The sequence below is a fragment of the Desulfovectis peckii genome (assembly GCF_055391705.1).
The window spans coordinates 1,245,581-1,262,125 of the sequence record NZ_AP042409.1 but is presented as its reverse complement, the minus strand read 5'-3'; the positions used below and the strand labels follow the sequence as shown (position 1 = coordinate 1,262,125).

The 16,545-nt window shown below is 48.1% G+C and carries 16 protein-coding genes; all 16 read left to right on the top strand.

The window, feature by feature from the left end:
- Positions 1-148 precede the first annotated feature (148 nt).
- Entirely contained in the window at positions 149-871 is a 723-nt protein-coding gene (gene pyrH, locus ACZ5NG_RS06300; RefSeq protein WP_464250978.1) for a UMP kinase, read from the top strand.
- Positions 868-1,425: a ribosome recycling factor gene (gene frr, locus ACZ5NG_RS06295; protein ID WP_464250977.1), complete on the top strand. Its 558-nt coding sequence runs from the start codon at positions 868-870 to the stop codon at positions 1,423-1,425. Before pyrH ends, frr begins: the two co-directional genes overlap by 4 nt.
- 2 nt (positions 1,426-1,427) lie before the next feature.
- Positions 1,428-1,637: a hypothetical protein gene (locus ACZ5NG_RS06290; protein ID WP_464250976.1), complete on the top strand. Its 210-nt coding sequence runs from the start codon at positions 1,428-1,430 to the stop codon at positions 1,635-1,637.
- Complete coding sequence (locus tag ACZ5NG_RS06285) at positions 1,637-1,807, top strand: DUF362 domain-containing protein (RefSeq protein ID WP_464250975.1); 171 nt, start codon at positions 1,637-1,639, stop codon at positions 1,805-1,807. Before ACZ5NG_RS06290 ends, ACZ5NG_RS06285 begins: the two co-directional genes overlap by 1 nt.
- Positions 1,808-1,908: 101 nt before the next feature.
- Positions 1,909-2,709: an isoprenyl transferase gene (locus tag ACZ5NG_RS06280; protein ID WP_464250974.1), complete on the top strand. Its 801-nt coding sequence runs from the start codon at positions 1,909-1,911 to the stop codon at positions 2,707-2,709.
- Between the two features lie 32 nt (positions 2,710-2,741).
- Entirely contained in the window at positions 2,742-3,527 is a 786-nt protein-coding gene (locus ACZ5NG_RS06275; RefSeq protein ID WP_464250973.1) for a phosphatidate cytidylyltransferase, read from the top strand.
- 12 nt (positions 3,528-3,539) lie between these two features.
- Positions 3,540-4,613, top strand: a complete 1,074-nt coding sequence (gene ytvI, locus ACZ5NG_RS06270; RefSeq protein WP_464250972.1) for a sporulation integral membrane protein YtvI — start codon at positions 3,540-3,542, stop codon at positions 4,611-4,613.
- A gap of 24 nt (positions 4,614-4,637) precedes the next feature.
- Positions 4,638-5,786, top strand: coding sequence for a 1-deoxy-D-xylulose-5-phosphate reductoisomerase (locus ACZ5NG_RS06265; RefSeq protein WP_464250971.1), 1,149 nt, complete (start codon positions 4,638-4,640; stop codon positions 5,784-5,786).
- Between the two features lie 28 nt (positions 5,787-5,814).
- Positions 5,815-6,840, top strand: coding sequence for an RIP metalloprotease RseP (rseP, locus tag ACZ5NG_RS06260; RefSeq protein ID WP_464250970.1), 1,026 nt, complete (start codon positions 5,815-5,817; stop codon positions 6,838-6,840).
- Positions 6,841-6,846: 6 nt separating this feature from the next.
- Positions 6,847-7,929 carry a flavodoxin-dependent (E)-4-hydroxy-3-methylbut-2-enyl-diphosphate synthase gene (gene ispG, locus ACZ5NG_RS06255; RefSeq protein ID WP_464250969.1) on the top strand — a complete coding sequence of 361 codons (1,083 nt, stop codon included), beginning with the start codon at positions 6,847-6,849 and terminating at the stop codon, positions 7,927-7,929.
- Between the two features lie 98 nt (positions 7,930-8,027).
- Complete coding sequence (locus tag ACZ5NG_RS06250) at positions 8,028-9,737, top strand: proline--tRNA ligase (RefSeq protein ID WP_464250968.1); 1,710 nt, start codon at positions 8,028-8,030, stop codon at positions 9,735-9,737.
- A gap of 50 nt (positions 9,738-9,787) precedes the next feature.
- Positions 9,788-14,035 (top strand): PolC-type DNA polymerase III, encoded by a 4,248-nt coding sequence (locus ACZ5NG_RS06245; protein WP_464250967.1) that lies wholly within the window; start codon positions 9,788-9,790, stop codon positions 14,033-14,035.
- A gap of 213 nt (positions 14,036-14,248) precedes the next feature.
- The gene (rimP, locus tag ACZ5NG_RS06240; protein ID WP_464250966.1) at positions 14,249-14,710 is read left to right on the top strand and encodes a ribosome maturation factor RimP; all 462 of its coding nucleotides are present in this window, start codon (positions 14,249-14,251) and stop codon (positions 14,708-14,710) included.
- Positions 14,711-14,731: 21 nt separating this feature from the next.
- Entirely contained in the window at positions 14,732-15,934 is a 1,203-nt protein-coding gene (gene nusA / locus ACZ5NG_RS06235) for a transcription termination factor NusA (protein WP_464250965.1), read from the top strand.
- A 32-nt stretch (positions 15,935-15,966) separates the two neighbouring features.
- Positions 15,967-16,239 carry an RNase P modulator RnpM gene (rnpM, locus tag ACZ5NG_RS06230; RefSeq protein ID WP_464250964.1) on the top strand — a complete coding sequence of 91 codons (273 nt, stop codon included), beginning with the start codon at positions 15,967-15,969 and terminating at the stop codon, positions 16,237-16,239.
- Positions 16,229-16,543, top strand: a complete 315-nt coding sequence (locus ACZ5NG_RS06225) for a L7Ae/L30e/S12e/Gadd45 family ribosomal protein (protein ID WP_464250963.1) — start codon at positions 16,229-16,231, stop codon at positions 16,541-16,543. The genes rnpM and ACZ5NG_RS06225 overlap by 11 nt, the downstream gene beginning before the upstream one ends.
- The last annotated feature ends 2 nt before the right edge of the window (positions 16,544-16,545 follow it).

Below are 16,545 nucleotides of genomic sequence, written 5' to 3'. Positions count from 1 at the left end.
TAAGTCAATTTGTATCCGTTACTTTTATGGAATTTTCGGAATAATATAAACCGTCTGCGTGGTTTGATTTGTTTTTCTTTCCCTTTAAAAGGAATTGGGGCAATTTTGTTGAATATATTTAAAACCGAACTGGAGGTTATCAATGTACATGACTCCCAAGTACAGGCGTGTGGTTCTTAAGCTTTCCGGTGAATCTTTAGCCGGTAAGAAAGGGTTCGGTATTGACCCGCAAGTTGTGTATTCGATAGCAAAACAAATTAAAGAAGTTGTAGAAATGCGGGTTCAGTTAGCCATAGTAGTCGGCGGGGGCAATATCTGGCGCGGCGTTGCCGGCAGTGCCAAAGGAATGGACAGGGCTACAGCCGACTACATGGGTATGTTGGCGACCGTGATCAATTCCCTGGCTTTACAAGATGCTTTAGAGAATATCGGCGTCGATACCAGAGTACAAACGGCCATTGAAATGAAAGCCGTTGCCGAAACCTATATTCGGCGCAGAGCAATCAGGCATTTGGAAAAGGGCCGGGTGGTTATCTTTGGAGCCGGCACCGGTAACCCTTATTTCTCCACTGATACCACTGCCGCTCTGCGAGCAGCGGAAATTGAAGCAGAAGCCATACTGATGGCCAAACAAGTAGACGGCGTTTACACCGCTGACCCGCTGAAAAACAAAGATGCCGAGAAGTTCGATACTCTTAGCTATATAGAGGTTCTGAATAAAGGTTTACAGGTAATGGATTCTACTGCAGCATCGCTCTGCATGGATAATAAAATCCCACTGATAGTATTTAATATTACTCAAGAAGGTAATATTAAAAGAGCTATTATGGGAGATAAAATCGGCACGTACGTAGGGGGAGAGAAAGTATGATCAACGAAGTCCTCAAGGAACTGGAAGAAAAAATGAAAAAGAGCGTGGAAGTTACTAAAAGTGAATTTGCCGGGATGCGGGCCGGCCGCGCTACACCTGCTTTGCTGGATAAAATTACGGTAGATTACTACGGCACGCCCACACCGGTAAATCAATTGGCTAGCATTACGGTACCGGAGCCACGCCTTTTGCTAATTCAGCCTTGGGATAAAAACGCCCTGCCGCAAATTGAAAAAGCGATTTTAAAATCTGACTTGGGCATTAACCCGAACAATGACGGTACGGTAATCAGACTGGCCATTCCGCAATTGACGGAAGAACGCCGCAATGAGCTGGTTAAAGTGGTCAGAAAGAAGGCGGAAGAAGGCAAAGTGGCTATCCGCAATTTAAGAAGAGATGGCAACGATGCCCTGAAAAAAGCCCAAAAGGACGGAGACATTTCTGAAGACGAAGTTAAGCGCGGTCAGGATGCCATTCAAAAATTAACCGACAAATACATCAAGCAAATAGACGAATTAACCGCAGCTAAAGAAAAAGAAATTATGCAGGTATAAACATGCAGCCAACTGACTTGCTTGCCATGAAGCTGGAAGAGGCGCTGTATTATTTAGACAGCGCCGGATTTAATTATCAAATACAGTACACCGATACCCCGTTTGCGGTAAATAAGGGCGCCCAGAGGCTGGTACGGGTAAAATTTATTGACGAGCGTACCCTTTTGCTGACGGTAACGTCTGAAGTTTGCGGTGGAAGGGGTAAAGCCTAATGGCCACAGTAATCAGTGATTTGTGTTTTGGCTGCGGTGCCTGTAAAGATGCTTGTCCGGTTTACGCGATTATCATTGGTGTTGAACGTTACAGCATAAATAGAGAGCTATGCGATGATTGTGGGCTATGCCTTGATTCTTGCCCTGCAGGGGCAATCATTGAACAGTAACGGGATAACAACTCACCCCCTCGGCGTCGAGGGGGTTGTTTTGGTATGGCGAAGTATGCGGTATAATTTTACATAAACTTACCTAATGATTAGGAGGAATCATGTTCAAAAATTACTTTCGCAAACAGGAAAATGCTGACGAATTAAAGGAAATTGAACGGCTGATGCAATTAATTGATTTTGAGCGTTTGCCTAAGCATATTGCGATTATTATGGACGGTAACGGCAGATGGGCCCAAAAAAGAGGTCTGCCCCGGATTGCCGGGCATAGATATGGTGTAGAGGCTTTGCGCGATGTGGTCAAGGTGTGCAATGAAATAAAGATACCGGTGCTGACCGTTTATGCCTTTTCTACGGAAAACTGGAAGCGCCCGCGGGAAGAAGTTAACGCCTTAATGGACTTGCTGGTGGAGTATGTTTATAAAGAAATTGATGAACTGGATGAAAACAAGGTACAGGTGCGGGCCATTGGGCGGATACATAAACTGCCCCCAAAATGCCAAGAAGCGGTGGCCTATGCCCGTGAGCGCACTGCCGACAATGACGGATTGGTGTTTAACCTGGCATTAAACTACGGCGGCCGCTCAGAATTGGTAGATACCATGCGGATCATTGCCAAAAAAGCGATGAGTGGTGAGATATCACTGGATAATATCGATGAACAGCTGATTTCCGCTAATCTGTATACTGCCGGTTTGCCGGATCCCGATCTGTTAATTCGGCCCTCCGGTGACTACCGCATATCAAACTTTTTGCTCTGGCAGTTAGCTTATACCGAGTTTTGGCTGTCTGACGTCATGTGGCCGGATTTCCGGCGGAAGGATTTACTGCAGGCCATTTATGATTTTCAAAACCGGGAGCGCAGATTTGGCGGTTTAAAGAATAAGCAGCAGAATAGTTAAAATGTTCAACGCATAGGTTGGTGAAATTAAATTTGCTAAAATTAAGAGTATTAAGTGCCATTGTCGGCGTACCGTTAATAATATATATTGCCTGGCAGGGGGGCTGGGCTTTAATGCTACTGGTGGCAGCCCTGACTGTTATCGGGGCGCTGGAAACCGTCAACATGCTGAATAATATTAACGTCAAGCCAAATAAAGGGCTGACACTGCTTGGCCCGCTCGTGCTGCTGGCTGCCGCTTACCTGCAAAATTGGGGGCTGGTCATTGCGCTTTTTACCTTGCTGTTAGTGTTGCATTTGCTAATGCTTGTTGGCCGCTTCCCTAAATTTACCGTTCTTGACGGAGCAGCCGGGTTATTTATTACTTTGTACATCAGCCTTTTGATTTATATATACTTAATCAGCACGCTGCCGGAGGGCAGAAAGTGGCTGTTTTTGATGCTGCTAGGCACCTGGGCAAGTGATACCTTTGCCTATTTTGCCGGCCGGGCTTTTGGCAAACACAAATTAACACCGGTTTTAAGCCCGAAAAAAACCTGGGAAGGAGCGGTCGGCGGTGTATTGGGCACGATAGTGACGGTGTATGTTTATTGCCTGTTGGTGATGCCCGTTTCCTTTGGTTTAATACTGCTAATGGGATTGGGGATCAGTATCGCCGGTCAGCTTGGCGATTTAATTGAAAGTGCCTTTAAAAGACTGTGTGCCACTAAAGACTCCGGCAACTTAATACCCGGGCACGGCGGCGTAATGGACCGTTTCGACAGTATGATGCTTACGGCACCGTTGGTATACTATTTTGCAACAGTGTTTATAATTTAATGAGGTGAAATAATGGTTCCCAAGTGGTACAATTATGCAAAAAACACAATTATGTTTTCCGGTGCGTCACTCTTGGCTTTAGCACTGGCCGCCGCCCTAATCTGGCTGCTGGCCCGCCTGTTTCCCGCCTTACTGCCTTTTGTTTTTGCTTTGTTTTTAAGCTTTATAATGGAACCGATGATTTGCTTGCTGCAATCAAGGCTGAAAATGCCGCGGGGCTTGGCCGTTGCCTTGTCGATGCTGGTGATCCTGGGTTCATTGGGAACCCTCTTGGTGCTGGTAAGTTTTGAACTGATTTCCGAGCTAATTTCCATTTCCGCAGCCCTGCCGGCAGTATCTCGCGAGATTTGGCTGTCGATAGAAAAGCTTATTCCCACAGCCATTCGTTTTTACGGTGAACTGCCGCCGGAGATCATTACATATATGCAAAATGCTATCGGCAATTTCAGCTCTGCCCTGCAAAGGGTTGTTGAATTTGCCGCTGCATCAATGGTGTCCTTTTTTTCCTTGGTTCCGGGGACAGTGCTGGGAATCATAGTGACACTGTTAGCTACTTATTTCATCTCTAAAGACCGGCGGAAGATTACTTTATTTTGGCGCCGGGTTATTCCCGCACCTTATGGTGACAGAAGTATTTCCGTTGTAAACGAAGTATTAAGTGCCTTTTTAGCCTACCTGAAGGCACAAAGTATTTTGGTCACCATTACCATGTTGACCAGTATTATCGGTTTGCATATAATCGGTGCGAAATATGCCTTAACCATTGGTTTGATAGTTGGTTTATTAGATATTTTACCTGTTCTTGGTCCGGCAGGAATATATATACCGTGGGTTGTCTGGTCCTTTATTAGCGGAGAAATTTCCTTTGGCATAAAGCTTAGTATTCTTTATTTAATAATTTTGGTCACCCGGCAGCTGCTGGAAGCCCGGGTAGTGGCGGCTAACCTGGGTTTAAACCCCTTGGCTACCCTAATGGCGATGTACATTGGTTTTAAATTGATCGGTTTCTTTGGCTTAGTTCTCGGTCCGATTTTATTAATTGCCATTCAGGCCGCTTTTAAAGGGCGCAAAGGATTTCCCGGATAAAATATATAGTTTGGAGTGTATCTTATGAAGTATCTTTCCATTATCGGCAGTACCGGTTCCATTGGCCGGCAGGCTTTAGACGTGGCCCGCAATAATCCGGAGCACATAAAAGTAGTGGCCTTGGCCGCCGGCCGCAATATTGAATTGTTGGCGGAACAAATCAATGAATTTAAGCCCCTGGTGGTATCGGTAAGTGACTTGCGGCATGCAGAAAAGCTGAGTGGCATGTTGGGCGGCCCAAAAAAACCGGAGATTTTATTCGGAGAAGAGGGGCTGATTGCGGTAGCCGGCTGTGAAAAAGCTACCGTGCTGCTCACCGCTGTTACCGGTACGGTGGGGCTGATGCCAACTGTTAAGGCTATTGAAGCAGGAAAAGATATTGCGCTGGCAAATAAAGAAACATTGGTTGCTGCCGGTGAAATTGTCATGGAAAAAGTAAAACAACACGGGGTTAATCTTTATCCGGTAGACAGCGAGCACTCGGCAATTTGGCAGTGCTTAAACGGCGAAAATCGGGCGGACTTAAAAAGAATTATTCTCACTGCCTCCGGGGGCCCCTTTCGCGGTTTAACTACTGCCGAAATGAAGAACATCACCCCGGAACAAGCCCTAAAACACCCCAACTGGAATATGGGCAGCAAGATTACCATTGATTCCGCAACTTTGATGAATAAAGGGCTGGAAGTAATTGAAGCCCATTGGCTTTTTAACCTGGATTTTGAGCACATCGATGTGCTGGTGCATCCCCAAAGCATCGTTCATTCGATGGTTGAATACGCTGACGGCACGGTGATTGCCCAGCTGGGCATTCCGGATATGCGCATTCCCATTCAGTATGCCTTATCCTATCCTCAGCGCTGGCCTAACGAGCTGCCGAGACTTGATCTTTTAAGTATCGGCCAACTTACCTTTGAAGCGCCGGATATGGACAATTTCCCCTGTTTAAGGCTGGCATATCATGCCGGTAAACTTGGCGGAACGATGCCGGCGGTAATGAATGCCGCCAATGAAGTAGCCGTTTGGCGGTTTTTAAAAGGGGAGATCGGCTTTTTGGCCATCCCCCGGACTGTGCAAGCGGTGATGGAAAAACACCAAAATATTGCCCGTCCAAAGTTAGATGACATTCTGAATGCCGATCGCTGGGCACGGGAGACAGCGCAAAACATTAGCTAATTTCGTAAAGATATTACGAGGTGGATAGATGCAAACTTTATTGGCTTCGATATTTGTATTTGGTATATTGATTTTTTTTCATGAGTTGGGGCACTTTGCTGCCGCCAAGGCGGTAGGTATTAGAGTTAATGAGTTTAGTATGGGTTTTGGCCCCAAATTGTTTGGCACCAAGAGAGGGGAGACGGTTTACAACGTAAGGCTCTTTTTTATGCTGGGCGGTTTTGTCAGCATGGCCGGCATGGATCCCGAAGACAAAGACTATGACGAGTCTTACGGCTTTCATAAAAAAACCGTTGCCCAGCGGGCGGCGGCCATTGCCGCCGGGCCGCTGATGAACTTTGTCTTGGCTGCCTTGCTCTTTGCCATTATATTTACCGTTGGCGGCATTCCGAAAGATAGCACCGCTGTCGGGGCGGTAAATGAAGATATGCCTGCTTATGCTGCCGGCATTAGATCAGGCGACCGCATCGTTGCGATCAACGGAACCCCGGTTGATCGCTGGAAAGACATGACCGCACTGGTGAATGAATATGCAGGGCAACCGTTGAATATTGAGGTCGAGAGAAACAATCAAGTGAGAACGGTTACGGTAAAGCCCATTAAGAGTGAAGACGGCCGCTATATTATCGGCATTTTGCCGGAAATGGAAAAAAACCCCATTAAGGGCTTGTGGCTGGGGATCAAAACCACGGCAGAGGTAGTGGTGTTGCTGATTACTTTTATCGGCAAAATGATTGCCAATGAAGCGCCGGTGGATCTTGCCGGGCCGGTGCGGGTGGTGGCAGAGATCGGCAATGCGGCGGAATATGGCATCTTTACCTTGTTCCAGTTTGCCGCCTTTTTGTCCATTAACATCGGTTTATTTAACCTCTTTCCCATTCCGGCACTGGACGGCAGCAGGCTGTTGTTTTTAGGTTGGGAGAAAATTGCCGGCAAACCGGTTGACCCGGCTAAAGAAGGGTTTATTCACTTCGTAGGTTTTGGGCTGCTGCTGTTATTGCTGATCGTCATTACCTACAAGGATATTCTCAATTTATTGACGCCCGGAGGGTAATAAACAATGACTAAAATTATCCGACGAAAAAGCCGCCAGATTAAAGTGGGCAAGGTAAAAGTGGGCGGAGATGCTCCCATTTCGGTACAGTCGATGACCAATACCGACACCCGCAATGTTGCGGAAACCGTCAGTCAAATCAACGAACTGGCCGCCATTGGCTGCGAAATAATCCGCGTGGCGGTGCCGGATGAAGAGGCGGCTGCAGCCTTGCCGGCAATTAAAAGCGGTATTTCCATACCAATAATTGCCGATATCCATTTCAGCCACCGGCTGGCACTGCAGGCTATTGAGGCCGGAGTGGACGGTTTGCGCATTAATCCCGGCAATATCGGCGGCAAAAATAAGGTGCAGCAGGTGGTGGCCGCCGCCAAAGACAAAGGCATTCCCATTCGCATCGGTGTCAATGCCGGTTCCCTGGAGCGAGCCCTTTTGGAAAAGTACGGCGGTGTTACCCCTAAAGCTTTGGTGGAGAGTGCGTTAAAGCACATCAACATTCTGGAGGAATTAAATTTTTACGATATCAAGGTATCTTTAAAAGCTTCAAATATTCCGCTGATGCTGGCGGCCTACCGTATGTTGGCGAAAAAAGTCGACTATCCCTTCCACGTGGGGGTGACTGAGGCGGGAACGGTAAGTTCCGGAACGGTTAAATCGGCCGTGGGCATCGGAGCGCTGTTGGCAGAAGGCATCGGGGATACCATCCGCGTATCTTTAACCGGGCATCCGCGCCATGAGGTAAAAGTGGCTTACCAAATTTTGCAGTCCCTCGGTTTGCGCCACCGGGGGGTGGAGATTATTTCCTGCCCCACCTGCGGGCGTACGGAAGTAGATTTAATTTCCATTGCCAATCAAGTGGAAGAAAAGCTTACCGGGCTGGATGTGCCGCTGAAGGTGGCGGTAATGGGTTGTGTGGTTAACGGCCCGGGTGAAGCCCGGGAGGCGGATGTGGGCATTGCCGGCGGCAGAGGTGTAGGAATAATCTTTCGCCAGGGAAAAGTGGTGCGTAAAGTGCCGGAGGACAAGCTGGTTGATGAGCTGCTGGCGGAAATAGAAAAAATAGTGGCGGAGAAAAAAACCGACCGGTAGACGGGCGGCCAATGAACTTTATTGAAGGACTTGCAGAAATTTACTATAATAAATATTACTTTTTACTTGCTCACTATATTTAATGGAGGATGACTTAGATGCGTGTTTCTCAAATGCTGATACCTACCTTGCGGGAAACCCCTGCCGAGGCGGAAGTAGTCAGTCACAAGCTGCTGCTTCGGGCCGGCTTTATTCGCAAAACCGCTGCCGGTGTTTATACATATTTGCCACTGGGCTGGCGGGTGATGAAAAAAATACAGAACATTATTCGCGAAGAGATGGATCGCCAGGGGTCCCAGGAGATGCTGATGCCGATCATGCAGCCCGCTGAGCTGTGGCTGGAATCGGGGCGCTGGCACGTTTACGGTCCGGAATTAATGCGCTTTAAAGACCGGCACAATCGCGACTTTTGCCTGGGCCCCACCCATGAGGAAGTAATCACCACGCTGATACGCCATGAAGTGAGATCATATAAGCAGCTGCCGATGCTGCTGTATCACATCGGCAACAAGTACCGCGATGAGCGGCGTCCCCGCTTTGGCTTGATGCGCGGCCGGGAGTTTATTATGAAGGACTGCTATTCCTTTGACCGGGACGAGGAAGGCATGCACGAAAGCTACATGAAAATGTATGAGGCTTATAACCGCATTTTCAGCCGCTGCGGCTTGAAGTTCCGCACGGTGGAAGCGGATTCCGGAGCCATTGGGGGCAGTACCACCCACGAATTTATGGTGCTGGCGGAGTCCGGAGAGGCCACTATTTTGTACTGCGACAGCTGTGATTATGCCGCTAACGTAGAAAAAGTGCCACAGCCGGCCGTTGAACGGATAACCGGTGAGGAGCCGAAAGAGCTGAAAGAAGTAAGCACGCCAAAGGCCCACACCGTAGAGCAGGTGACGGAATTTTTAAATGTAGAGGCCAAGCAAATTATTAAAACATTAATTTATAAAACCGATCAGGAAGTGGTAGCCGCATTGGTGCGGGGTGACAGGGAGTTAAATGAAGTAAAGCTGTACAATGTGCTTGGCTGCTTAAGACTGGAATTGGCGGATGCCAAAACGGTGGAGGAAATTACCGGCGCGGCGGTAGGCTATGCCGGTCCGGTAAACTTAAAAGACGTGCGCATTATTGCCGATGAAGAAGTGGCGGCAATGGTAAATGCCGTTGCCGGTGCCAATAAAACCGACGCCCATTTCCTCAATGTCAACCCCGTCAGAGATTTTACCATTGACCTGAAAGCGGACATTCGCGTGGTAACCGCAGGGGAAAAATGCCCCAAATGCGACGGTAGGTTAATAGAAGCCAAGGGAATTGAAGTGGGGCAGATTTTCAAATTAGGGGATAAATACAGTAAGGTATTAAAAGCCAACTTTTTAGATGAAAAGGGCCAAGAAAAACCCATTCTAATGGGCTGTTACGGCATCGGTGTAGGGCGCACCATGGCCGCTGCCGTAGAGCAAAACCATGACGAAGACGGAATTATTTGGCCGGTAAGCATTGCCCCCTATCATGTGATCGTTGTTCCGGTCAATGCCAGAGACGAGCAACTAATGAGTGCTGCCGAAGAAATTTACCAAGAACTTTGCGGGCAGGGAATAGAGACCGTATTGGATGATCGCCCCGAGCGCCCCGGCGTTAAGTTTAAAGATGCCGATTTGATCGGCTATCCGGTGCGGCTGGTGATCGGCAAAAAGACTATTGCCGATAACCTGGTGGAAGTGTTCAATCGTAGAACCCGCGAGAAGTTTGACGTAGATCGCGGCTCCTTGCTTTCTACGGTGAAAGAGTTGTTGTTTAATACCAAGTAGCGCAATTTTTTAGCCTACCCAAAAGGTGACAGTGTACTGGGGGTGCAGCATTGAGTACCGCAAAAGATATCTTTGCCGAACTACTGCCTGACGCGGCGGTGAAGGAAGTGCAGGTGGATATCGCCGGAAAACTGTGGGTGATTCATCTGTATGCGCAAAAACCCCTTGCTGATACGATGTTGGCGCGGGTCAAGCAGCACCTGTTTGAGTTAGTACCGGAGCTGGAAAAAATTGAGTTTACGGTGATAAAAAGATTGTCTGAACAAGAAATAACCGGTCAACTGCCGGACATCTGGGCAAAACTGGTAACTGATTTGGCTGCGCAGGCGCCGGCCGTCAACGGATGGCTGGCGGATGCGCAGTATACTTATCAAGATGCCGTTTTAAACATCAGCTTAAAAAATGAGCTGGGTTTAAAAATTATGCAGCAGCGTGGCTTAGTTAAACAGGCGCAGGATATTTTTTTCTCCTACACCGGTGTAATTCCCGAAATAAATTTAACCTGCAGCCCGCAAACAACCGATAGGGATCTGGCTGAATGGCAGAGCAAGGCAGAAGAAGAATTTATTAAGCAAATGATAAATAACAGCAAGCCACAGGTTGATGTCAATAAGGAGGAAAAATCCACACCCGCGGAAACGGGTGTTTTTATTGGGCATAGTATTAAAGATGAACCGCAGCCCTTAAGTTCGGTGCAAGAAGAAGAGCGGCAGGTAGTGGTAGAGGGACGGGTTTTTGCCACCGAGCTGCGGGAACTGCGCAGCGGCAGGTATTTACTGACCTTTAACATTACCGATAACACCGATTCCATTACGGTGAAGAATTTTATTGAAAAAGATAAACTGGAAACCGCCGAGCGGATTCAAAAGGGCATGTGGCTTAAGGTGCGGGGCCCGGTGCAATTTGATAACTATACCCGTGAACTGACGCTGATGGCTTATGACATCAATCAGGTTACTCCGCCGGAGCGCCGGGACACTGCCGCTGAAAAGCGGGTTGAACTGCACTTGCACACCAAAATGAGTGCCATGGACTCGGTGCTGGGTGTGAAAGAGGCGGTAGAGCAGGCGGCCAAGTGGGGGCATCCTGCCCTGGCAATTACCGATCACGGAGTGGTACAGGCATTTCCGGAGGCCTACAGTGCCGGCAAAAAGGCCGGAATAAAAGTGATTTACGGTGTTGAGGGCTACTTAATAGATGACGGCGTGCCGATTGTGGAAAACGCCGGTGAAGAGGCATTGGATGAGGCGGAGTTTGTGGTGGTTGACCTGGAAACCACCGGACTGCATGCCCACACGGAAGAGATCATTGAAATCGGGGCGGTTAAAATGCGCGGCAATAGGGTGGTTGACCGCTATTCCACTTTTGTGCGCCCCAGCAAGCCCATTCCGGCTCAAATAGTAAAACTTACCGGCATTACCGATGAGATGGTGAAAGACGCCCCGTCGGCAGCGGAAGCCTTAGAGCGCTTTCACCAGTTTGCCGGTCAGGCGGTGCTGGTGGCGCACAACGCTTCTTTTGATGTCGGTTTTTTGCGGGTGCACTATGCCAAGGAATTAGGCCAAACGGTGGACAATGCGGTGCTGGATACCGTCACATTGGCCCGCCAGCTTTATCCGGAATTAAAAAATCACAAATTAAACACCCTGTGTGCGGAATTTAAAGTGCCGCTGGAAAATCACCACCGGGCGGTAGACGACGCCAATGCTACTGCCGAGTTGTTGAAAATATTTTTGGCCGAATGCAGCAAACGGGGCAAGCTTACCGTTGCCGCCCTCAATGAGCTGTCAGGAAACGGCAACCTGGATAAGGTAAGGCCTAATCACGTGACGATACTGGCTAAGACGCAGGCCGGTTTGAAAAATTTGTACAAGCTGATCAGTTTTTCCCACTTAAAGTATTATCATCGCCATCCGCGCATTCCCAAAAGTTTGCTCAGCCGCTACCGCGAGGGCTTGCTCATTGGTTCCGCCTGTGAAGCCGGTGAATTGTTTCAGGCCCTTTTAGCCGGCAGGCCACATGAGGAACTGAAAAAAATAGCGGCCTTTTATGATTATTTAGAAATTCAGCCCCTGGGCAACAGCGAATTTTTAGTGCACAGCGGCCGGCTGCCCAGCATGGAGCATTTGAAAAACATCTATCAAACCATTTGGCAGTTGGGCAAAGAACTGAACAAGCCGGTAGTGGCTACCGGGGATGTGCATTTTTTAAATCCGGAAGACGAGATTTACCGCCGCATTTTGATGTCCGGCCAAGGTTACAGCGACGCCGACCGGCAACCGCCCCTTTATTTTAAAACCACTGATGAAATGCTGGCGGATTTCGCCTATCTGGGTGAACGGCAGGCTTATCAGGCGGTGGTGGTCAATCCGAACAAAATAGCGGCACAGATTGAAGATATTAAGCCGGTTCCCAGTGAAACTTACTCGCCGAAAATTGAAGGGGCGGAACAGCAAATCCGCGAGATGTCCTATCAGACGGCGCAGCAATTATATGGCTCGCCATTGCCGGAACTGGTGGAAAAGCGCTTGGAAAAGGAGTTAAACTCCATTATCGGTAACGGCTTTGCCGTGCTGTATTTAATCGCTCACAAACTAGTTAAAAAATCAGTTGAAGACGGTTATTTGGTTGGCTCACGGGGTTCCGTCGGTTCTTCACTGGTAGCGACATTAACCGGCATTACCGAAGTCAACCCGCTGCCGCCCCACTACCGCTGTCCACAGTGCAAGTACAGTGAGTTTATCACCGACGGTCGATACGGCTGTGGCGCCGATATGCCGGACAAAGCCTGTCCCCGCTGCGGCAGCAAACTGGCGAAAGACGGCCACAACATTCCTTTTGAAACATTTTTAGGTTTTGAGGGGGATAAGGTGCCGGATATTGACTTGAACTTTTCCGGCGAGTATCAATCCCGGGCCCACAAATATACCGAAGAACTTTTCGGCAAGGACAATGTTTTTCGGGCGGGAACCATCGGCACCATTGCGGAAAAGACGGCATACGGTTTTGTCAAGAAATACTTTGATGAAAAGGGCATCGTAAAGCGGGAAGCGGAAATAAACCGCCTTGTTGCCGGCTGCACCAACGTCAAGCGCACCACCGGTCAGCATCCCGGCGGCGTGATGGTGGTGCCGAAGGATGTGGATGTGCACGACGTTACACCGCTGCAGTATCCCGCCGGTGATAAAAGCAGCGGGGTTATTACTACCCACTTTGATTATCACTCTATTCAAGACTGTTTGGTGAAGCTGGATATTCTCGGTCATGACGATCCGACGGTAATTAAAATGCTGGAAGATTTAACCGGGGTTAATGCAAAGGAAATACCGATGGATGATCCCGCCACTTTGAGCTTGTTTTCTTCTACCGAAGCCTTAGGGGTAACCAAGGAGGAAATTCGCTCGGAAGTAGGTACTTATGCCATCCCGGAATTCGGCACCAAGTTTGTGCGGCAAATGCTGGTAGATACCAAGCCCGCCAGCTTTAGTGAGCTGGTGCGTATTTCCGGTTTTTCCCACGGCACCGATGTGTGGTTAAACAACGCCCAAGATTTAATTCGTTCCGGAACCTGTCAGCTGTCGGAAGCCATTTCCGCCCGGGATGACATTATGGTTTATTTAATGCAAAAAGGGGTAGAGCCCCGCTTGGCCTTTAAAATTATGGAAAAGGTGCGCAAGGGCAAAGGGGTGTCTCCGGAAGAAGAGGAAGTCATGCTAAAACACGGTGTACCGGAATGGTACATTGAATCCTGCCGCAAAATAAAGTACATGTTTCCCAAGGCGCATGCCACCGCTTATGTGATGATGGCTTTTCGCATTGCCTGGTTTAAAGTAAACTATCCGGAGGCCTTTTATGCCACCTATTTTACGGTGCGGGCAGATGACTTTGACGCCGATTTAATTGTCAACGGCAAGCAGGCGGTACTGAAGAAAATTGAAGAAATAGAACAAAAAGGGAATAACGCTACCGCTAAAGAAAAAAACCTGCTCACTATTTTGGAAGTGGCGCTGGAAATGTACTGCCGGGGGATCGGTTTTTATCGGGTAAGTTTAAAAGAATCCGATGCCACGAAATTTTTAATTGTTGACGGCAATTTGCTGCCACCGTTGGCCTCACTGCAGGGTTTGGGCGAAGCGGCGGCCCGCAATATTGTGCAGGCCCGGGAAGAAGCGGCCTTTACTTCCATTGAAGATTTGCGCAAACGGGCGAAAGTGTCAAAAACGGTGATTGAAATACTGCAGCGGCACGGCTGCCTTAACGGAATGAATGAAACCGACCAGCTTAGTTTGTTTTTATAACTTGTGTGTATATCTCACCTTTAATTGGGATAAATTATTAGTAGGCGCTAAGGCTATAATCGGGCTTGCGGCCAGAATGCCTTGATTACAATTGATTGGTGTGATATACTAAATCTGTATGCAACTAAGGAAGCTTATGGAAAGAGTGGGTGCTGCCCACTCTTTCGTATTATCTTAGTGGATTAGGGCGGCATATCTTATAAGGAGGTAACAATGAGCAATTTAAAAATTGTTCGACAAGTAGAAGAACTGGTTAAACCAATAGTAGACGCACTTGATTTAGAACTGGTGGATGTTGAATTTGTCAAAGAAGGCAGTCAGTGGTATCTGCGGGTTTACATTGACAAACCGGGCGGTGTGGATATTGATGACTGTCAGGCTGTATCCGAGCGGTTGGACGTGCTTTTAGACGAGAAAGATCCTATTCCACAATCATATATTTTGGAAGTGTCTTCACCGGGGATTGAGCGACCGCTAAAAAAACCTGAAGATTACCGACGCTTTGCCGGCAGTTTAGTAACGGTAAACACTTATGCGCCGATAGACGGTAAGAAAAGTTTTACCGGCAATTTAATCGGCTTGCATGATGACGGTGTGCACTTGGACGTGGACGGCAAACGTGTTGTGATACCAAAGGATAAAATTTCACTGACCAGGTTGGCAGTAGAATTTTAGTAGTTTTAGGAGGATCAACAAATGAATACTGAGTTTTTGGAAGCATTGTATGACCTGGAAAAGGAGAAAGGTATTTCTGTTGATGTACTAATAGAGGCAATTGAAGCGGCCTTGTTATCCGCTTATAAACGCAACTTTGGTTCCGCTCAGAATGCCCGCGTAGTTATAGATCGGGAAACCGGCGATTGCAAGGTGTTTTCGCAAAGAGTTGTGACAGATGAAGTAAAAGATGAGCGATTTGAAATTTCTTTGGAAGAGGCCCAGGCAATTAATCCCAATTACAGCCTGGGCGATGTTGTGGAAAATGAAGTTACCCCGAAAAATTTTGGCCGCATAGCCGCTCAAACGGCAAAGCAGGTAGTGGTACAGCGTATCCGGGAAGCGGAACGGGATGTAATATATGAAGAATATGCTAACCGCGAAGGCGATATCGTCAACGGGGTTATCCAGCGAGTAGAACACCGCACCGTTTATATTGAACTGGGCAAAACGGAAGCGGTTCTGGCCCAGTCGGAACAGATGGAGAACGAAGAATATTATCCCGGCCAGCGCTTAAAGACCTATATCGTAGAGGTGCGCAAGACCACCAAAGGGCCGCAGATTATGGTTTCCCGCACCCACCCCGGCCTATTGAAAAGATTGTTGGAAATAGAAGTGCCGGAGCTGCAGGAGGGAATTGTGGAATTAAAGGCTATTGCCCGGGAGGCGGGCAGCCGTTCTAAAATTGCCGTTTATTCCCGAGATGAAAACGTCGACCCGGTTGGGGCCTGTGTGGGCCCGAAGGGAATGCGGGTGCAAAATATTGTCAATGAACTAAATGGTGAAAAGATTGATATTGTAAAATGGGATGAAGAACCTTCTAAGTTTGTAGCCAACTCCTTATCTCCGTCCAAAGTACTGGCGGTAGAGATATGGGAGGAGGAAAAAATAGCGCGGGTAATCGTCCCGGATTATCAGCTTTCCCTGGCCATTGGCAAAGAAGGTCAAAACGCCCGTTTGGCGGCCAAATTGACGGGATGGAAAATCGACATTAAGAGCGAAACCCAGATGAAAGAACTTTATCCCGAATACGGTCAGTTTAGCGACGACCACGATTATAGCGATGACAATATTGAAGATTACCTTGACGATTATTATGAAGAGGATTATCCGATAGACGAACATGAGCTTGCGGATGACAGCGAGCCGGCAGATGAGGCTGATCTGGAAGAAGACCGAGATTAACAAAGGGGTATTTTGTTTGAGGGGGAAGGATCATGCCTAAAGTTAAAAAAATACCGATGCGGATGTGTGTTGGCTGTCAAGAGATGAAGCCGAAAAAAGAGTTGATTAGAATTGTGCGTACACCGGAACTGACCGTGGAGCTAGACCGTACCGGTAAAAAGAACGGACGCGGTGCCTATATCTGCCCGCAAAAAGAGTGCCTGGAGTTGGCCATGAAAGCCAAACGGTTGAGTAAAGCCTTAAAACATGACATCAATCCGGAAGTATACGATGCGTTAAGGCAGGAAATAGAAAATGAGCAATAATAAAGCCCTTAATTTAATTGGGCTGTGTCAGCGGGCAGGTAAACTTGTGTCCGGTGACTGTATGGTTAAGTCCGCTGTTAAGGGCGGCCGGGCAAAACTGCTTGTGCTGGCTGAAGACGCATCCGACCGTACGCAAAAAGAGTTTTATCATTTAGTCAAAGCATACAAGGTTAAATTAATTAAAGCCGGAACGAAGGCAGAGTTAGGTTTGGCCATTGGAAAATCCCCCCGGGCGGCAGTGGCCGTTACCGATGAGAATTTTGCCAAAGGAATTATTGCCGCGCTGGAAGGGGGGAAGACGTAATT

What these genes read in the sequence shown, in the direction of transcription:
- pyrH (WP_464250978.1), top strand. Translation starts at nt 149, where the DNA reads ATGACTCCCAAGTACAGGCGTGTGGTTCTTAAGCTTTCCGGTGAATCT.
- frr (WP_464250977.1), top strand. Translation starts at nt 868, where the DNA reads ATGATCAACGAAGTCCTCAAGGAACTGGAAGAAAAAATGAAAAAGAGC.
- ACZ5NG_RS06290 (WP_464250976.1), top strand. Translation starts at nt 1,428, where the DNA reads ATGCAGCCAACTGACTTGCTTGCCATGAAGCTGGAAGAGGCGCTGTAT.
- ACZ5NG_RS06285 (WP_464250975.1), top strand. Translation starts at nt 1,637, where the DNA reads ATGGCCACAGTAATCAGTGATTTGTGTTTTGGCTGCGGTGCCTGTAAA.
- ACZ5NG_RS06280 (WP_464250974.1), top strand. Translation starts at nt 1,909, where the DNA reads ATGTTCAAAAATTACTTTCGCAAACAGGAAAATGCTGACGAATTAAAG.
- ytvI (WP_464250972.1), top strand. Translation starts at nt 3,540, where the DNA reads ATGGTTCCCAAGTGGTACAATTATGCAAAAAACACAATTATGTTTTCC.
- ACZ5NG_RS06265 (WP_464250971.1), top strand. Translation starts at nt 4,638, where the DNA reads ATGAAGTATCTTTCCATTATCGGCAGTACCGGTTCCATTGGCCGGCAG.
- rseP (WP_464250970.1), top strand. Translation starts at nt 5,815, where the DNA reads ATGCAAACTTTATTGGCTTCGATATTTGTATTTGGTATATTGATTTTT.
- ispG (WP_464250969.1), top strand. Translation starts at nt 6,847, where the DNA reads ATGACTAAAATTATCCGACGAAAAAGCCGCCAGATTAAAGTGGGCAAG.
- ACZ5NG_RS06250 (WP_464250968.1), top strand. Translation starts at nt 8,028, where the DNA reads ATGCGTGTTTCTCAAATGCTGATACCTACCTTGCGGGAAACCCCTGCC.
- rimP (WP_464250966.1), top strand. Translation starts at nt 14,249, where the DNA reads ATGAGCAATTTAAAAATTGTTCGACAAGTAGAAGAACTGGTTAAACCA.
- nusA (WP_464250965.1), top strand. Translation starts at nt 14,732, where the DNA reads ATGAATACTGAGTTTTTGGAAGCATTGTATGACCTGGAAAAGGAGAAA.
- rnpM (WP_464250964.1), top strand. Translation starts at nt 15,967, where the DNA reads ATGCCTAAAGTTAAAAAAATACCGATGCGGATGTGTGTTGGCTGTCAA.
- ACZ5NG_RS06225 (WP_464250963.1), top strand. Translation starts at nt 16,229, where the DNA reads ATGAGCAATAATAAAGCCCTTAATTTAATTGGGCTGTGTCAGCGGGCA.